The sequence below is a fragment of the Pseudoalteromonas sp. 2CM32C genome, from assembly GCF_023161925.1.
In the GTDB taxonomy this organism is placed as follows: domain Bacteria; phylum Pseudomonadota; class Gammaproteobacteria; order Enterobacterales; family Alteromonadaceae; genus Pseudoalteromonas; species Pseudoalteromonas marina.
On sequence record NZ_JALNTI010000002.1, the window covers coordinates 286,233 to 301,361 of the forward strand.

Annotated in this window: 14 protein-coding genes; 10 read left to right on the top strand and 4 right to left on the bottom strand. The window is 38.6% G+C overall.

The features are described from left to right. Nucleotides 1-32 precede the first annotated feature (32 nt). A complete protein-coding gene (locus MTF67_RS05185) occupies nucleotides 33-1,811 on the top strand; it encodes a sugar phosphorylase (protein ID WP_010556278.1) in 1,779 nt (592 codons plus the stop codon). Between the two features lie 45 nt (nucleotides 1,812-1,856). Here the strand turns inward: MTF67_RS05185 and MTF67_RS05190 are convergent, their stop codons facing one another. Continuing rightward, nucleotides 1,857-4,700: a TonB-dependent receptor gene (locus tag MTF67_RS05190; RefSeq protein WP_248518907.1), complete on the bottom strand. Its 2,844-nt coding sequence runs from the start codon at nucleotides 4,698-4,700 to the stop codon at nucleotides 1,857-1,859. 693 nt (nucleotides 4,701-5,393) lie between these two features. On the opposite strand from MTF67_RS05190, the gene MTF67_RS05195 reads away from it, so the two are divergent. The 5 genes from MTF67_RS05195 to MTF67_RS05215 all read left to right on the top strand — a co-directional run bounded on the left by MTF67_RS05195 (nucleotide 5,394) and on the right by MTF67_RS05215 (nucleotide 8,645). After that, a complete protein-coding gene (locus tag MTF67_RS05195) occupies nucleotides 5,394-5,783 on the top strand; it encodes a cytochrome b562 (protein ID WP_248518908.1) in 390 nt (129 codons plus the stop codon). 9 nt (nucleotides 5,784-5,792) lie between these two features. Continuing rightward, nucleotides 5,793-6,179 (top strand): OsmC family protein, encoded by a 387-nt coding sequence (locus MTF67_RS05200; RefSeq protein WP_008127939.1) that lies wholly within the window; start codon nucleotides 5,793-5,795, stop codon nucleotides 6,177-6,179. 313 nt (nucleotides 6,180-6,492) lie between these two features. Beyond that, complete coding sequence (locus tag MTF67_RS05205) at nucleotides 6,493-6,759, top strand: hypothetical protein (RefSeq protein WP_006791740.1); 267 nt, start codon at nucleotides 6,493-6,495, stop codon at nucleotides 6,757-6,759. A 153-nt stretch (nucleotides 6,760-6,912) separates the two neighbouring features. After that, entirely contained in the window at nucleotides 6,913-7,722 is an 810-nt protein-coding gene (locus tag MTF67_RS05210) for an alpha/beta hydrolase (RefSeq protein ID WP_248518909.1), read from the top strand. Nucleotides 7,723-7,724: 2 nt separating this feature from the next. Beyond that, nucleotides 7,725-8,645: a diguanylate cyclase gene (locus tag MTF67_RS05215; RefSeq protein WP_010556274.1), complete on the top strand. Its 921-nt coding sequence runs from the start codon at nucleotides 7,725-7,727 to the stop codon at nucleotides 8,643-8,645. Here MTF67_RS05215 and MTF67_RS05220 read toward each other — a convergent pair. Next, the gene (locus MTF67_RS05220) at nucleotides 8,642-9,679 is read right to left on the bottom strand and encodes a metal-dependent hydrolase (protein ID WP_248518910.1); all 1,038 of its coding nucleotides are present in this window, start codon (nucleotides 9,677-9,679) and stop codon (nucleotides 8,642-8,644) included. The two genes, MTF67_RS05215 and MTF67_RS05220, sit on opposite strands and share 4 nt — an antisense overlap. Nucleotides 9,680-9,737: 58 nt before the next feature. Then, complete coding sequence (locus MTF67_RS05225) at nucleotides 9,738-10,625, bottom strand: LysR family transcriptional regulator (protein WP_248518911.1); 888 nt, start codon at nucleotides 10,623-10,625, stop codon at nucleotides 9,738-9,740. A 114-nt stretch (nucleotides 10,626-10,739) separates the two neighbouring features. On the opposite strand from MTF67_RS05225, the gene MTF67_RS05230 reads away from it, so the two are divergent. The 3 genes from MTF67_RS05230 to MTF67_RS05240 all read left to right on the top strand — a co-directional run bounded on the left by MTF67_RS05230 (nucleotide 10,740) and on the right by MTF67_RS05240 (nucleotide 13,226). Then, a complete protein-coding gene (locus tag MTF67_RS05230; protein ID WP_039037448.1) occupies nucleotides 10,740-11,912 on the top strand; it encodes an MFS transporter in 1,173 nt (390 codons plus the stop codon). Nucleotides 11,913-12,057: 145 nt separating this feature from the next. Continuing rightward, entirely contained in the window at nucleotides 12,058-12,873 is an 816-nt protein-coding gene (gene dkgB, locus MTF67_RS05235; protein WP_203987463.1) for a 2,5-didehydrogluconate reductase DkgB, read from the top strand. 65 nt (nucleotides 12,874-12,938) lie between these two features. Next, nucleotides 12,939-13,226: a putative quinol monooxygenase gene (locus MTF67_RS05240; protein WP_248518912.1), complete on the top strand. Its 288-nt coding sequence runs from the start codon at nucleotides 12,939-12,941 to the stop codon at nucleotides 13,224-13,226. A 109-nt stretch (nucleotides 13,227-13,335) separates the two neighbouring features. On the opposite strand, the gene MTF67_RS05245 is transcribed toward MTF67_RS05240, so the two are convergent. Next, complete coding sequence (locus MTF67_RS05245) at nucleotides 13,336-13,989, bottom strand: DUF6058 family natural product biosynthesis protein (protein ID WP_008127925.1); 654 nt, start codon at nucleotides 13,987-13,989, stop codon at nucleotides 13,336-13,338. A gap of 172 nt (nucleotides 13,990-14,161) precedes the next feature. On the opposite strand from MTF67_RS05245, the gene dapA reads away from it, so the two are divergent. Beyond that, a complete protein-coding gene (gene dapA / locus MTF67_RS05250; RefSeq protein WP_248518913.1) occupies nucleotides 14,162-15,079 on the top strand; it encodes a 4-hydroxy-tetrahydrodipicolinate synthase in 918 nt (305 codons plus the stop codon). The last annotated feature ends 50 nt before the right edge of the window (nucleotides 15,080-15,129 follow it).

The following is a 15,129-nucleotide window of genomic DNA, read 5'->3' on the forward strand; positions in this document are numbered from 1 at the left end:
AATAAATATAAAAACGGTTAAAGGAGTCGCGTGTGAGTACAGTGAATGAATTATTTTTACAGCGAGTAGAGCAGCACCTACACATTATTTACCAAGATGTTGAGCTGCCTATATCGATAGCAGAGTTTGCACAGCAACTCATTAAAATTATTTTAGGTGACAGTCCACTTCGCGACCCAACTCCACACACTAACCGATGGGATGAGCAAGACATTGTACTGATTGCTTATGGTGATTCGATTATAAAGCACGACGACACTGAGTTTGCGGTAGCAAACCCAATCGAAGCACCACTAAAAACCTTGCATCGATTTATAAAAGAGCAGTGCGATATGCAAATTAATGCCCTGCATATTTTACCTTTTTATCCGTATAGCTCAGACGAAGGCTTTGCGGTGATGAACTACGTGCAAGTCAACGAGTCGTTAGGTGATTGGGAAGATATAAAACGCATTGCTAAAGATGTAAAGCTAATGGCTGATTTAGTTATTAACCATTGCTCTAGCCGAAGCGTTTGGTTTGAAAATTTTTTAAATGATTTACACCCCGGCAAAGATTACTTTAAAACTGCAAGCTTAAGCGATGATTTAAGCCAAGTTGTTCGTCCGCGCACATCGTCTTTACTCAATACAGTAACAACTCCCAGTGGTGAAAAGCATGTATGGTGTACGTTTAGCCATGATCAAGTTGACTTTGATTTTGCAAACCCGGAGGTTTTGAAAGAGTTTGTAGGCATTATTCGTCATTATTTAGATAACGGTGTGAGGCTTTTTAGGCTCGATGCAGTGGCGTTTTTGTGGAAACAACTTAATACAAGTTGTATTAACCTGCCACAAACCCACGAAGCCGTTAGGCTAATGCGCACGCTTATTGAGCATGTTGAGCCAAGTGTGGTGATCATCACTGAGACAAATATACCAAACCAAGAAAACCTGTCGTATTTTGGTAATGCCAATGAAGCGCATGCTATTTATAACTTTGCTTTACCTCCGTTACTACTGCATACCTTATTAAGTGGTGATAGTTCGGCACTCAAGCATTGGATGATGAGCATGCCACCTGCGCAAAACGGTACCGCATATTTTAATTTTATTGCGTCTCATGATGGTATAGGGCTTCGTCCAATTGAGGGATTATTGCAGCCAACTGAAGTGGCGTCGCTGGTCAGTACAACCATGCAATTTGGTGGTCGCGTTTCAATGCGAACCAGTAACGATGGCACCCATACACCGTATGAGTTAAATATTGCGTTATTTGATGCAATGCAAGGAACACATAATGGGCCTGACAAATTTGGCTTTGAGCGTTTTATGTGCGCGCATGCCATTATGTTCGCGCTTGAGGGGATACCTGGCTTATATATTCATAGTTTACTTGCCACAACCAATGATTATGAACGTTTTGAAAACTCACAGCACAATAGGGCAATTAATCGCCATCGTTGGCAAGAATCAAAACTGTTAGCCGCAATTGGCGAAAAATACAGCCATCATCACAAAGTGTTCACTTCAATTAAAAACTTATTAGGTGTGCGCAAAAAACAACGTGCATTCCATCCTAATGCCACTCAGTTTACGTTACATCTTTCTGGTGGATTATTTGGCTTTTGGCGCCAGAGTATAGACCGCAGACAAAGTATTTTTTGTGTATTTAATATTAGCGATAAACCGCAAACGCTTTTATTGGCTGACTTAAATTTAATTAATACTCAGCAGTGGTTTGACTTAGTGTCAGGAAAAACAATAGAGGAAGGGCAGTTAACGATTGAACTTGAACCGTATCAATGTGTTTGGCTAAGTAATATAAAATAACAAATAGGCCGGGCAAGCGTTGCCTGGCCTATTATTCACTTTAAATTAAAGCTTGTAAGAAAAGCTTACATAACCAAAGCGGCCAATGTTATCGTAGCTTGCGCTACCGGCGCCTGTACCGCGTGTACCGTATGGTAGTTCACGGTTAAATAGGTTATCTACACCTACTTTAACGCCAACACCGCTATCGAAGCTGTATCCTACAGTCATATCGGTAATAAAGTATTTACCGTAGCTCATGTTGCTATTAGGGTTTGAGTTTTGAGCAAGTTCAACATTTGTATAAAGGTCTACTTCGTCAATAAAGCGTGTTTCAACAGTGCTGAAAAAGCGGTCAATTGAGTAGCTTACAGATAGATTTGCTTGCCATTTAGCTTCGCCAGAAGTACCTGCTGCTTCAATAAAGTTGCTTGGATCATCTTGGAAAGGGTAGTCTTTTCGTTCAATTAAGTAAGTACCAATTAAACGTGTTTTAAAGCTACCTTCTAGGGCTTCAAAATCGTAGCCTAGTTCAAAATCAACACCTGATGCTTTTTGACCCGCCACGTTTAATACAGAGTTTTGGATTAACGAAATTTCGCTGTTTACATCGCGCGTAATTAAATTACAGTACTGGTTGTTGATGCCAGTAGTGCTGTCTACACAGCGGTCAAGAATATCTTGCGCGCTGATTGTATCAATGGCATCTTCAAGTTCAATTTCCCAGTAATCGATAGTTAATACTGCGTTGTCAATAAACTCTGGTTGGTAAACAATACCTACCGTTGTACTTGTTGACTCTTCACCTTTTACGTCACGGTTACCGCTTGTTAAGCCATTTAAAGACGCTGAATCGTAGTCTGAGTTAAAATCATTTGCTACACCTAATGCGGCACAGTTAGCGCGGCGGGTCGTGCTGTTTGACAAGTCATTTAGGTTTTCAGCACGACATGGATCGTCAACACTGTAGAAAGTTTGGCTAGGTGCGCCAAAAACTTCACCAATATTAGGCGCTCTAAGGGCAGCAGATTGCGTTACACGCACGCGTAGCTCGTCGTTTACTGTCCAATCAAGGCCTAGTTTCCAGCTAGTTGCTTCGCCAATAGTACTGTAATCGGCATGGCGTACCGCGGTATCAAACACTAAGTCTTGAATAAGCGGTAAATCAGTTAAGATAGGCATTGAAGCTTCAAAAAACACTTCACGCACGTTAAACGAGCCTTTATCTTCGCCTAGTGCGTTAAAAAATGTACCCTCTGCGTTATCTGGCTCGTTCGTTTCGCTTTCTTCTTTACGATACTCTGCGCCAAAAGCAATACCTACATAACCGGCTGGTAGCTCAAAAATAGCGCCGTTTGCAAGCGAGGCAGATACAACAGTTTGCTCAATGGTCGAGTCGCCAATAGACACTGTGTTTATGTAATCAATGGCTTGTTGGCTTGGTGCGCCAAAGCCCATAATATTAACAGGTACACAGCCATCAGCTTGCGCCTCTGCGCTACGACACACAATATTACCATTTGCATCTTCAACGGCATCAAGCGCATTAAAGTAGTTTGCTAAAATCATGTTAGCGCCATTTTCGCGCTCTAATTCTGTTTTACCGTATACGATTGATGTATCTAGTTCCCAATCTTCAAATACAGTGCCTTGTAAGCCTGTAACAAAACGGGTTGTTTCACGGGTGTTGTTTTCAACGCGGCGGCCTAAGTCAGTCATCATGCGGTTAACCATGATTGACTCAACACCTTCTTCTTCCATACGCGCTTTAATGCTTGGGTCTAGGTATGGGTTATCTAGCTTAATGCTGTTGTCGCTGTCAAAAAAGAAAAACGCAGGTTGGCCTATGCTTTCGCCTTGGCTATTTACATATTTAGCGTCGAAGTAAGCGTTTAAATCATCGGTAACATCGTAGTTAACTTTAAAGTTTACGTTGTAACGTTCAAACTCAGGTTGAATTTCTTCAAACTGACCTAGGTTAAAAAAGTCACAGTTAGCACATGAAAGGCCGTCAACATTGTCACCAATGTATAAATCGCGAGCGGTACTATCTGGGTTGAAGCTATTTGTGTAACCATTTTCTAATGCATAAACACCTGCGTTGTTGATCGCGTAGTAACCAGCGTTAGGTGTTAGTATTTTGTCTGGAAAGTCTGCGCTGTCTTTGTTTTCATCGGTTTGTGCCTGATTACGAAGGCTTCTAAACGATGTGCTAGTCCATGGGTGGTCTAAAGCATTTAACGACTCTTGTGACGAATACTCTACTGCAAAAGCTGCATTACCACGATCATCATTAAAGTTTGAACCGTATGAAAAAGTCGCTTTTTTGTTGTTATAGCTATTTAGGTCGGCAAAGCCACGGGTTAGGCTTACATCTAAACCTTCAATACTATCTTTTAATATAAAGTTAACTACACCCGTTACGGCGTCAGCACCATATACAGCAGAAGCGCCACCAGTAATAATTTCAACACGTTCAATCCATACGCTTGGAATTGTATTAGTGTCAACTGATTGAGAGCCCGCAGAGCTTGATACGTGACGTTTACCGTTTACTAGTACAAGTGTGCGGTCTGTTCCCATATTACGTAAATCAAGGATATTTAAACCTGCAGTACCTATAAAGCGACCAGAGTTAGCCATTGAATAAGTGCTACCCAGTGCAGGAAGGTTATTTAATGCTTCACCAATATTAACAGCGCCACTATTTACAAGTTGATCGCCACTGATTACGGTTACGGGTGCCGGTGCAATTGCGCCTTCACGCAATATGCGTGAGCCTGTTACTTCAACGCGTTCTATTTTTTTTGCTACTTGCTCATCTTGAGCTAATACTGTGCTACTCGCTGTTGCAGCAGCGGTTAGTAGTGCACATTTAATGCTGTTGGAAATTAAAGAATAATGTTTCATGAGTTCCCTAATGGGTGTTTGTTATGAAAAAATGCTTAACAAAATTGGCATAGTTAAATAGCAACATTGTCATCACATTTGGCTAAAGAACTAACGATTATTACACGCTCGTAAATAAGATTAAACCCTCTGAAAGCCTCTATATTGTTGTGTTGAGGTTTAAAATTAATTTTATTTATAGTGTTTTAAGTTGTTACTTTTGTTTAAATTATGATGACAATAAGATGGGGTTTTTCTTGGTTGTTTACCTTTTTTGGCCGCGTTGTTTACATTGAGTTATTAATATTAAAATTGGCGCGGTATTTTTGATCTATTTGCTGTTTATTTGACTCGTCAAAATGATAGTTAAATTGCAGATGTAATTAACAGATGTGTTTGTTAATTGTGCTATTAAGTTACTTAAATGTATATTTTTGCTGATTTAGCGAGCGGGGCGTTCAATGGTGTTATTAAAATAAATGTTTAAATTGAGTAAATTTCATCATCTTTATTAAATGTGTCGTTATTCATTTGTTGATCTAGATACATTCAATGTTAGTAAAATAGGTAGTTATTTGATTTTAACTTAATGCTGACTATTACCAATAATAAGTTGTAAACCCCCTTTACAGCATATAAAGAGTGATTGCTGATTCGTTACTTTATTCTGTTTACTTGATACAATTTGTATTATCAGTTTTATTAGGGCTTTTCATGAAATACACTTACCTCATTATTGTCATTTTTTTTAGCTCGCTCAGTTATGCTAGCGAGACTATTGATCTAGAATTAAACATGAAAAACACAGGGCTTGCTTATAAAAAAGCGGTACAAGCTAGCCAGTTAACAGAGTTTAATACCGCAATTGATGAATTTATTAAGCTGGTTGAAGTAAGCAAAACGGCAAAGTTTTACAAGAAGCCCGAACAGTCGGTTAAGGGGCTTGATAAAGTGCTTACACAAGCAAAGCTTGCAAAAAAAGCGGCTAATCAGCAAGGGCTTACTGCTGCTAAAGTACCGCTTAAACGCATTGATGATTTACGAAAAAAATATCATAAACTACATGAGCCACCAGGCTTTTTTGAATTATTGTTTGGAAAGTAAGGAATAGTTATGGAAATTTCGGTTTCATTATTAGAAGGCCAAAAGCAAAGTGCTAAATTTGGTGATTTGGAAGTCATTAGCGATCAGAGTATTTCGGCTGGTGGTGGTGCAGAGCACCCAGAACCATTTGACTACTTTTTAGTGAGTATGGTTTTGTGTGCAGGGTTTTATGCGCGAAAATTTTGTGAGCAACGTGATATCTCTACAGAAGGTATGACACTTACACAAAACAACGAAAATGTAGATGAAAATGGTAAAAAGTTATTTTCAATCGAAATTAATTTGCCTGATGGTTTTCCTCAAAAGTATAAAAAAGCATTAATTGCGGCAGTAAATACATGTACTGTTAAAAAAGTAATTCAAGCTGTGCCTGAGTTTTCTGTTGTTGTAAAATAAATTCACCAATATGTAGGTAACTTTAACGAGTTACCTCTTTCATTTTAATACCCTTGCCTTGCCGCTCACCCTAAAATACGACGTTTTCAGATAGCTATAAATACAACAATTACGAGTTGTAATTTGGTGTGTTTTTTATTGGCTTTTCAATATGTGATGCTTTTATAAACACTCTTGGTGGCTATTTAAACAAATAAATCAAAAAGTAATCACTTAGTTCAAAAATACTGGCTATTCATGTTTAGGCTGTTATAACTATAAACACAACAATAAAAATAGTTAAACATATTTACAGTAGATACTGAGGTATTTTATGAGCGACGCAATACAACAAGAACAAATAGATCAAGGGGTAATGGAGACCTTAAGAGAGCGCGACCATAGTGCCTTAGCACAGCAAGTTAACCATCTTGGCTGCGATAATAACGACATTATTGAGCTACTAGCTCATTATATGGCGTTGAGCGAGCAAGAAAATGATGAATTATTTGATGACTGGTACGATAATCTATCAAAAGACCAACATACTGTTTTAAAAGTATTTGAGGTATATAGAGGCCAATACGAACATCAAAATTAAATTTTTATTTAATTAATAGCTTGTATTGGTTGTGTACTAAGATTTATTGATAAAGATTATACGGCGGTTAATTTGAGTAAGAGTTAATACAAGTTAGCTTTTAACATTTTGTCGATAACATTACTTATATTACAGATAAAGGCGTGCTTTAAAGTGCTAAATTCAGAATCGATAAAAACGAGAAACAATGTAAAGGTAATTGGTAGCGGCTCTAAAACATTGCTATTTGGACATGGATTTGGATGTGACCAAAACATGTGGCGTTTTTTAACTCCTTATTTAGAAAAGCAGTTTAAAATTGTACTGTTTGATTATGTGGGTTCAGGTAATTCAGACATATCTCAATACAACAAACAACGATACAAAAAACTAGAAGGTTATGCCTTAGATGTAATAGAGGTGTGCACAGAGTTAAATTTATCGGATGTCGTATTTGTTGGCCATTCGGTAAGTGGAATGATAGGCGCGCTTGCGGCAGTTGAAAGGCCTGATTTAATTAGTAAATTAATTATGGTGTGTCCTTCTCCTTGCTTCTTAAATTTCCCGCCAGATTACCAAGGCGGGTTCGACAAAGAAGACCTGCAAGAATTATTAAGCTTAATGGATAAAAATTATATTGGTTGGGCTGACTATTTAGCACCACTGGTTATAGGTAATACTAACTCAGCTGAGTTGATTGGGGAGCTTTCAGGTAGTTTTTGTTCAACTGATCCTGTCATAGCCAAAAATTTTGCAGAGGCGACCTTTTTTTCTGACTATCGTTTTTTACTCACAAAAATTATACAACCTACACTCATTTTACAAAGCGAAGATGATGCACTCGCTGATGTTTCTGTTGGCCAGTACATTGAAAAGGAAATACAATCGAGTTCAATAATTGTTATAAGTGCACAAGGCCATTGCTTGCAAATGACTCACCCAGAGGTTGTAAGTCAATCTATTACTGATTACGTAAAGCAATAAGCGTGAAATCCATTAAAACAGAAAACAAAAAAGCATCTTATTCAGCTGACTGTTTTCTCAGTGGTGCCTTGATCACAGATTCTAAAAATACGATTATTTATGTAAATAGCTATTTTGAAGAGCACCTTTATTGGAAAAGTGATGAACTAGTGGGTCAAAACATAAATAAAATTTTGACCAAATCATCAAGAATATTTTTTCAAAGTTATCTTATTCCTACCTTGCTTCACGAAAAAACATCCGAAGAAATGCAGCTAATTATTTTTAATGGACAAGGGATAAAAACCCCCATGACCATTAATGCTCAAATAAATGAAGAGGGGACGGTGTTTTGGAGCCTATTCAATTCATCAAAGCAGGATCAACTTTATGATGAGCTAATAAAAACACGAGAAAAACTAGAAGAGCAGGCTGAAGAGTTAAAGTCATTAGCTTCTACTGACGAGCTAACTAATTTGTTAAACAGAAGAGAAATGAATTACCGCAGTACATTACTGTTAGAACAATCGTTAAGATCAAAGCAGTCTGTAGCCTTGCTTGTTATAGATATAGATAATTTTAAATTAATTAATGATACTTTTGGCCACTTAGAAGGCGATCGTGTTTTAAAAGAGCTTGGGCAAGCACTAAAAAGTTTTGGACGACAAACAGATTTAATTTCCCGCTATGGTGGTGAAGAATTTTTAATCATGCTACCAGACACAGATAAAAAAGGGGCCTTACTATTTTGTAATAGATTGCATGCCATTATTGCGGACATATTAGTCGATAATAAGCCTGTGACAGTGAGTATAGGTATGACCATAAGTAATACAATAAACACATTTATAGATTTATTTACACAAGCAGACAACGCTGTTTACCAAGCAAAATCGCTTGGTAAAAATAGAACTCAGCTGTTTGGGGACGATAACACTATTTAATGATTAGTATCGTTGTTACATGTATTGTTGAGGAGTGAATTGCTGGGTTGCCAAATTCTATCCCATATTTTATCCATATCATTGAAGCTTGGACGTTGACTTATTTTGTCAAAATTACTGGCTGTGACTCCCTCTGAATTTATTTCACCTACTTGAAAATTAAACACATACTGACATTCCATTCCCATGCGCAAGTCTGACAAAATCACTTTGTTTTGCTGCTCTCTTACTGAATAGAACCCTTTTGTAAACCATTGCAAGCGTTTTACACCCCATTCATTTTTAATGTTATTTAATAGCGAGGGATTTGTAGGATATGCACTAAGTGTTACCTCGTCGGGTTCATCAAATACAGAGGCATAGCCTTCATAGTACTGCTCGTCAGACATAACAACGACTCGCCAAAGCAAGGTAGTAAGTGGCGCTGGTGTGCTTATATACTTCTCATACGTAATGTTTTTGTTGTTTAGCGCCGTTTTTACTTTGTCATCAATCATGACTTTCAATGCAAAAGACGTACATAAATAAAGTGAGCTTAATCCAAGCGCAATACTATTAATTTTGTAGGCGGTGTTTGATGATACTTTAGGAAGTAACGTACACACGACTCCTAGCAATAATGGAAGTGTATAAAGGGGATCAATTATAAACATATTTGATAACGCAAAAGGGTGCTCAGTAAACGGCCACATTAATTGGGTGCCATATACGGTAAAACTATCTAGCAATGCGTGGGTTGATAAGCACAAAAACACTAACCAAAACCATCTCACTTTGTAAGTTTGCATGCCAGAGTGTAATTTTAATATAAGCCATACGATAAGTGGGCTTATTAATAAATGGATAAAGAAGGAATGGCTAAAACCGCGATGATAAGTAAATGACTCTACAGGGCCGCCATAAGGTAAAAAAACATCTAAGTCGGGCAAGGTGCCAAGCGCTGCACCCCAAAATACCGCTTTACGACCAATTTTATTGCCTAGCACGGCGTAGCCTACAGCACTACCCAAAGCAACCTGTGTTAACGAGTCCATATCAATCCTTTATTAATTATAAGTCTGTTTATACTGATTAAAAGCGTAAAAAGGCCACTTATAATGCAAGCTTTGGTTTTATAAAATCTAAAAATGCAACAATGCGAGACGACACCGCACTGTTTTTGTAATAAACGGCTTGTATATCTTCTCGATGGTTTGGTGTTTTAATACTATTTGGTAAAACATTGACTAACCTACCAGCTTTTAAATCGTTTCCAATCATAAAATGCGAGAGTAAAGCAATGCCTTGGTTTGCTATACATAGTTGTCTAATGGTTTCGCCGCTGCTTGCTGTGATTTCAAACGAAAGCTTTGAGGGTATGTTAAGAGGCCAGTTATTGAGCGCGGGTGAGTCGGTAAAGCCGATAAGTTTATGTTGGCCCAAATCGCTTGCTTGAGTAAGTTCAGGTGCGTTTTTCAAATACTCAGGGCTTGCGACCAAATGCAATTTACTGGCCCCCAACTTTTTTGCATACAGGTTTGAATCTTTTAAATCACCAATACGTATGGCTAGGTCAGTTTTATACTCTAGTAAATCAATAATGCTGTCGTGAGAGGTAATATCAAGCGTAATGTGGGGGTACTGCATATTAAACTCAGCAATCAAAGGTACCAATTGATGCAGTACAAAAGGGCTTGCTGCATCAATACGTAACTTTCCACTGGGCGACTGTTTTAACAGTTTGATTGCCTCTTCGCCGGTTTGTAAGGTGTTTAAGCCATCACGAGCATATTTAATAAAGGTATGGCCCTCTTCGGTTAGCTCTAATCGGCGAGTGGTCCTGTTTAGTAACGTACATTGTAGCGTATTTTCAAGACGAGACACGGCACGCGACACTTTTGCTACTTGCTGATCAAGCAAATTAGCAGCTGCTGAAAAACTCCCGCTATCTACTACCGTTAAAAACATTTCTAAGTCTTCGGTTTTTGCATGCTGAGCCATATTTTAGCACCTTACTTTTGCATTTTTTACAAAAGTATTTTGTCACTAATGCTATTTTTTGCAAACACATTTTTAGTCAAACTGTAAGTCTTAACTAATAATGAGGATTTAATTATGCCATTGGCTTTGTGGGCGCTAACCTTAAGCGCATTTGCAATAGGAACAACCGAGTTTGTGATAGTGGGATTAGTGCCTACTATTGCAAACGATTTAGGCGTAAGCCTACCTTCAGCGGGTTTGCTAGTGAGTTTATATGCGGTAGGTGTGGCTATTGGTGCACCGGTACTTACTGCACTCACCGGGAAATGGAATCGTAAAATTGTACTTATAAGCTTAATGGGCTTATTTGTGCTGGGGAACTTATTAGCATGGCAAGCGCCAAGTTATGAAACATTAATACTTGCGCGTATTTTAACAGGCTTAGCCCATGGGGTGTTTTTCTCAATTGGTTCTATGATTGCCACAAGCTTAGTAAGTAAAGATAAAGAGGCCAGCGCTATTGCAATTATGTTTACGGGACTCACGGTTGCACTTGTAACAGGAGTGCCATTAGGAACGTGGATAGGTCAGCATTTTGGCTGGCGTGCAACATTTTTAGTGGTATCAGTGTTGGGCTTAATTGCTTTGGTAGGAAGTGCTATTTTGGTACCCAAAAACTTGAAGCAGTCTATCCCTGCAACCTTTAAAGAACAGCTTCAGGTTATTGTTAAACCGCGCTTATTACTCGTATATTTAATGACTATTTTAGGTTATGGCGGCACGTTTACAGCATTTACCTATTTAGCGCCGATTTTAGAGCAGGAAACTGGCTTTGCACCCTCAGCTATTGGTTTAATTATGCTGGTTTATGGTGCATCTGTAGCGGTAGGCAATATTTGGGGTGGAAAACTTGCGGATAAACGCGGCCCAATAAGTGCACTCAGTATTATATTTAGTGCTCTTAGCATTATTTTATTGGCACTTACATTTACCATGGATAATAAAGTAGCTGCCGTACTTACAATTTTAGTTTGGGGCGCTTTTGCATTTGGTAACGTGCCAGGCTTACAGCTTTACGTTGTAAAACAAGCACAAAAACATACACCTAATGCTGTGGATGTTGCATCTGGATTAAATATAGCCGCTTTTAATATTGGTATAGCACTTGGCTCAATCATTGGTGGAAGCGTAGTGGAAAGTATGACTCTGCGAGACACCGCATGGATAGGCGCCGTCATTTCTGTATTGGCACTTATAGTGACTCGTTACAGTGGCTTGCTCGATAAGCGTGAAATTCAGCGAGCATAAAGTGTAAACTTTGTATCATTAAACCCTTGAAACGCATTTTTATAACCTCATAGCTACTGTGAGGTTATTTTTTGAGAAAGTAAAAGGTGTATTTTTTAACGCTATTCAATAGCTGTATTTTAAACCAACGTATAAGGATAGATTCATGACACAACGTGTAATTGAAATGCCGAATTTAGGTGTTGGAACATTTCGTTTAGAAGGCGATACTGCATACAACTCGGTAAAAATGGCATTAGATGTCGGGTTTCGCCATATAGACACAGCGCAAATTTATGGTAACGAAGAGCAAGTAGGCCAAGCTATAAAAGATAGTAACATTCCGCGCAGCGAAATATTTTTAACGACTAAAGTGTGGAATAACAAACTCAATAAAACTGATTTTATTGCAAGCGTAGAAAAGTCTTTAGAAAAGCTGCAAGTAGACTCTGTTGATTTATTGCTTATTCATTGGCCTGCGCCATCAAACGATGAGCCAATGAGTGAGTACCTAACTGAGCTTTTAAAAGCTAAACAGCTTGGTTTAACAAAACATATTGGCGTGTCTAATTTCACTATTGCAAACTTAAACGAAGCAATGCAAACGCTAGACTCGCGTGAAATATTTACTAACCAAGTTGAGGTACATCCGTACTTAACCAATACAAAATTACGTGCGTTTTGCGCTCAGCACGGTATACACGTAACGGCTTATATGCCGTTTGTGGTCGGTAAAGTACTAAAAGATGAAACGATTCTTGATATAGCGAATAAGCATAACGCTTCACCTGCGCAAATTGTAATTGCTTGGGAAAACGCAAATGATATGACTACTATTCCATCGTCAACCAAGCGTAAAAACTTGGAAGATAACTTTAACGACCATGTTAAGTTAGACGATGAAGACATTGCTCGTATTGACGGACTTGACTGTGGCGACCGCCAAGCAACGCCTGATTTTGCGCCGCAGTGGGATCAGTAATAAAATACGCAACACGATATTAGGTGTAGTACAGCTGCACCTTTGTTTTTTAAAAAGGACTGATCATGTTAACAGTAATCGCCACTATTTCGAGTAAAAATATTGATGCAGATGTTGTATTAACTGCACTCGAAAACCTGCAAAAGTACTCGCGCCAAGAAGTTGGCTGTCTACGCTATGAGCTATCGGTTAAGAATGATGCGCAGCAAACGACTTATTTAGTGACTGAACAGTGGGCATCAGATGAGCATTTTGAATCGCACAAAAACGAGCCACATTTTAAAGCTTTTGGAACACAAGTTACCGGGCTTCTAACAAGCAGTAATATTGACGTTTACAACACCATTGGCTAGTAAAAAACACTCTTATTAGTTAGTAAAATACAGTGGCGACGTAAACATATATCGCCATTTGCGTTACTCTGTATTTTAAACCCCAAGCTTGTATAAATCTCAGCCGTATTTATTTAATCGATAAATCGTACTTTAAAATAAGTGCATCTATGTAACGGGCACGCAATGTGTGTTGTTTTTCGTGATCAGCCCCGTGCCCTAATGCTTTATTGAGCAGTTTCATAGCGGGGTGAAGCTGCGTACGCTCTTGTTGGTTTAAACTTCCTTTAGTGCGCAATTCAGTAATATCGTCTACCAGCAAGCGGCCTATATCCACACATACTATTTCGTCAATTAACCCGTTTTGTGTCAGTACACCGTATTTGCTGCATAAAAACTGTTGCCACACTTGCTGTAAATGCTCGTCTATTTCGCAGCCAAATAATTCTTCATTAAAATTAAAGCCTTGCTGAGCAAGTTTACTCAGGCTTGCTGTGTACTGCTGCGCAAAGTAATTAAAGGCATTGCTTGAGGATTCAATTTTTTGTTTTATTAGCCCTTGCCCCCAATTTACACAACCTCGCGGGTAATAATCATCGTACTCTTCACATTCATACAAACCAGAATACGAGCTACAACTTAGTTGGCTTTTTATACAATAACTTGGTTTAGGAAAAATGCTTTGCTGCTGCCACGTATCTAATTGTTCGGCGTCAATATTTAAAGCATGGCAAAGCTCATCGGTGGTATAAAAATGAGTGGCTAAGTAGTCAGATAAACGCATAGTGGCTCGCTTAAAGTTAAAAATACAAACACTGTTTAAATGTACAGTGTTTGTATTTTGTATTATCAAACTAAATAACACAAGCCATTTTACGTTTATTATTGGCTTAGGCCTGCAAAAATGCGTGCAAGTATGTTACAAATAGCGCAAGTTTTATAAATAATGAATTTTTATGCGCACCCTAGAACAAATTAAACAAGCAAGCTTAATTACTGCTATTAAAACCCCGTATTTAGCTAATGGTGAAATAGATTTAGTCAAGTATGATGAACTCGTCGAAATACAAATTGCAGCGGGTGTAGATGGCATTGTGGTTGGTGGTACAACCGGCGAAGGTCAGTTAATGAACTGGGAAGAGCATTTAATGCTTATTGCGCACAGTGCAAACAAGTATGGCAATCAGTTACTAATTGTTGGTAATACAGGCAGTAATAATACACGCGAGGCAATAAAAGCCACTAAATATGGCTTTGCAAGTGGAATGCATGCAGCGCTGCAAATTAATCCATATTATGGCCGTACGTCTATTGCGGGTGTAAAAGAGCACTTTAAACGTGTGCTCGATATAGGCCCTGCGTTTATTTACAACGTAGCAGGGCGCACAGGGCAAGATTTAACACCTGATATTATTGAGCCATTAGCAAAACACCCTAACTTAATTGGTGTAAAAGAATGCGGTGGTAACGAGCGAATTGCACATTACGAGCAGCAAGGTATTGCGTGCTGGTCAGGTAATGATGACGAAGCGCACGACGCACGCCATGTACACAAAGCCCACGGTGTTATATCGGTGACATCTAATCTTATTCCTGGGTTGTTTCGCCAGCTAATGGATACTAAAAATGATGCGTTAAATAGCTCATTACAACCTTTAATGAACTGGTTGTTTTGCGAGCCAAACCCGATTGCAATAAACACGGCATTGATGATGACGGACGCAGTAAACCCCGTATTTAGATTGCCTTATTTGCCACTGAATGATGAGCAGCAACAAATAGGGTTGCCACTCATTAATCAGTTAAATGAAGCCGATGTAGTAGGTGGCAAGGCGCGTTTACTTAACAGCGATGAAGTATTAACTCTTTCTTAATTAAGATTTAAGCCAAAAGTGAAGCGTAAATGATTTCACTTTTGGCCTAT

What these genes read in the sequence shown, in the direction of transcription:
- MTF67_RS05220 (WP_248518910.1), bottom strand. Translation starts at nt 9,679, where the DNA reads ATGGACTCGTTAACACAGGTTGCTTTGGGTAGTGCTGTAGGCTACGCC.
- dapA (WP_248518913.1), top strand. Translation starts at nt 14,162, where the DNA reads ATGCGCACCCTAGAACAAATTAAACAAGCAAGCTTAATTACTGCTATT.
- MTF67_RS05230 (WP_039037448.1), top strand. Translation starts at nt 10,740, where the DNA reads ATGCCATTGGCTTTGTGGGCGCTAACCTTAAGCGCATTTGCAATAGGA.
- dkgB (WP_203987463.1), top strand. Translation starts at nt 12,058, where the DNA reads ATGACACAACGTGTAATTGAAATGCCGAATTTAGGTGTTGGAACATTT.
- MTF67_RS05240 (WP_248518912.1), top strand. Translation starts at nt 12,939, where the DNA reads ATGTTAACAGTAATCGCCACTATTTCGAGTAAAAATATTGATGCAGAT.
- MTF67_RS05205 (WP_006791740.1), top strand. Translation starts at nt 6,493, where the DNA reads ATGAGCGACGCAATACAACAAGAACAAATAGATCAAGGGGTAATGGAG.
- MTF67_RS05200 (WP_008127939.1), top strand. Translation starts at nt 5,793, where the DNA reads ATGGAAATTTCGGTTTCATTATTAGAAGGCCAAAAGCAAAGTGCTAAA.
- MTF67_RS05225 (WP_248518911.1), bottom strand. Translation starts at nt 10,625, where the DNA reads ATGGCTCAGCATGCAAAAACCGAAGACTTAGAAATGTTTTTAACGGTA.
- MTF67_RS05190 (WP_248518907.1), bottom strand. Translation starts at nt 4,700, where the DNA reads ATGAAACATTATTCTTTAATTTCCAACAGCATTAAATGTGCACTACTA.
- MTF67_RS05245 (WP_008127925.1), bottom strand. Translation starts at nt 13,989, where the DNA reads ATGCGTTTATCTGACTACTTAGCCACTCATTTTTATACCACCGATGAG.
- MTF67_RS05195 (WP_248518908.1), top strand. Translation starts at nt 5,394, where the DNA reads ATGAAATACACTTACCTCATTATTGTCATTTTTTTTAGCTCGCTCAGT.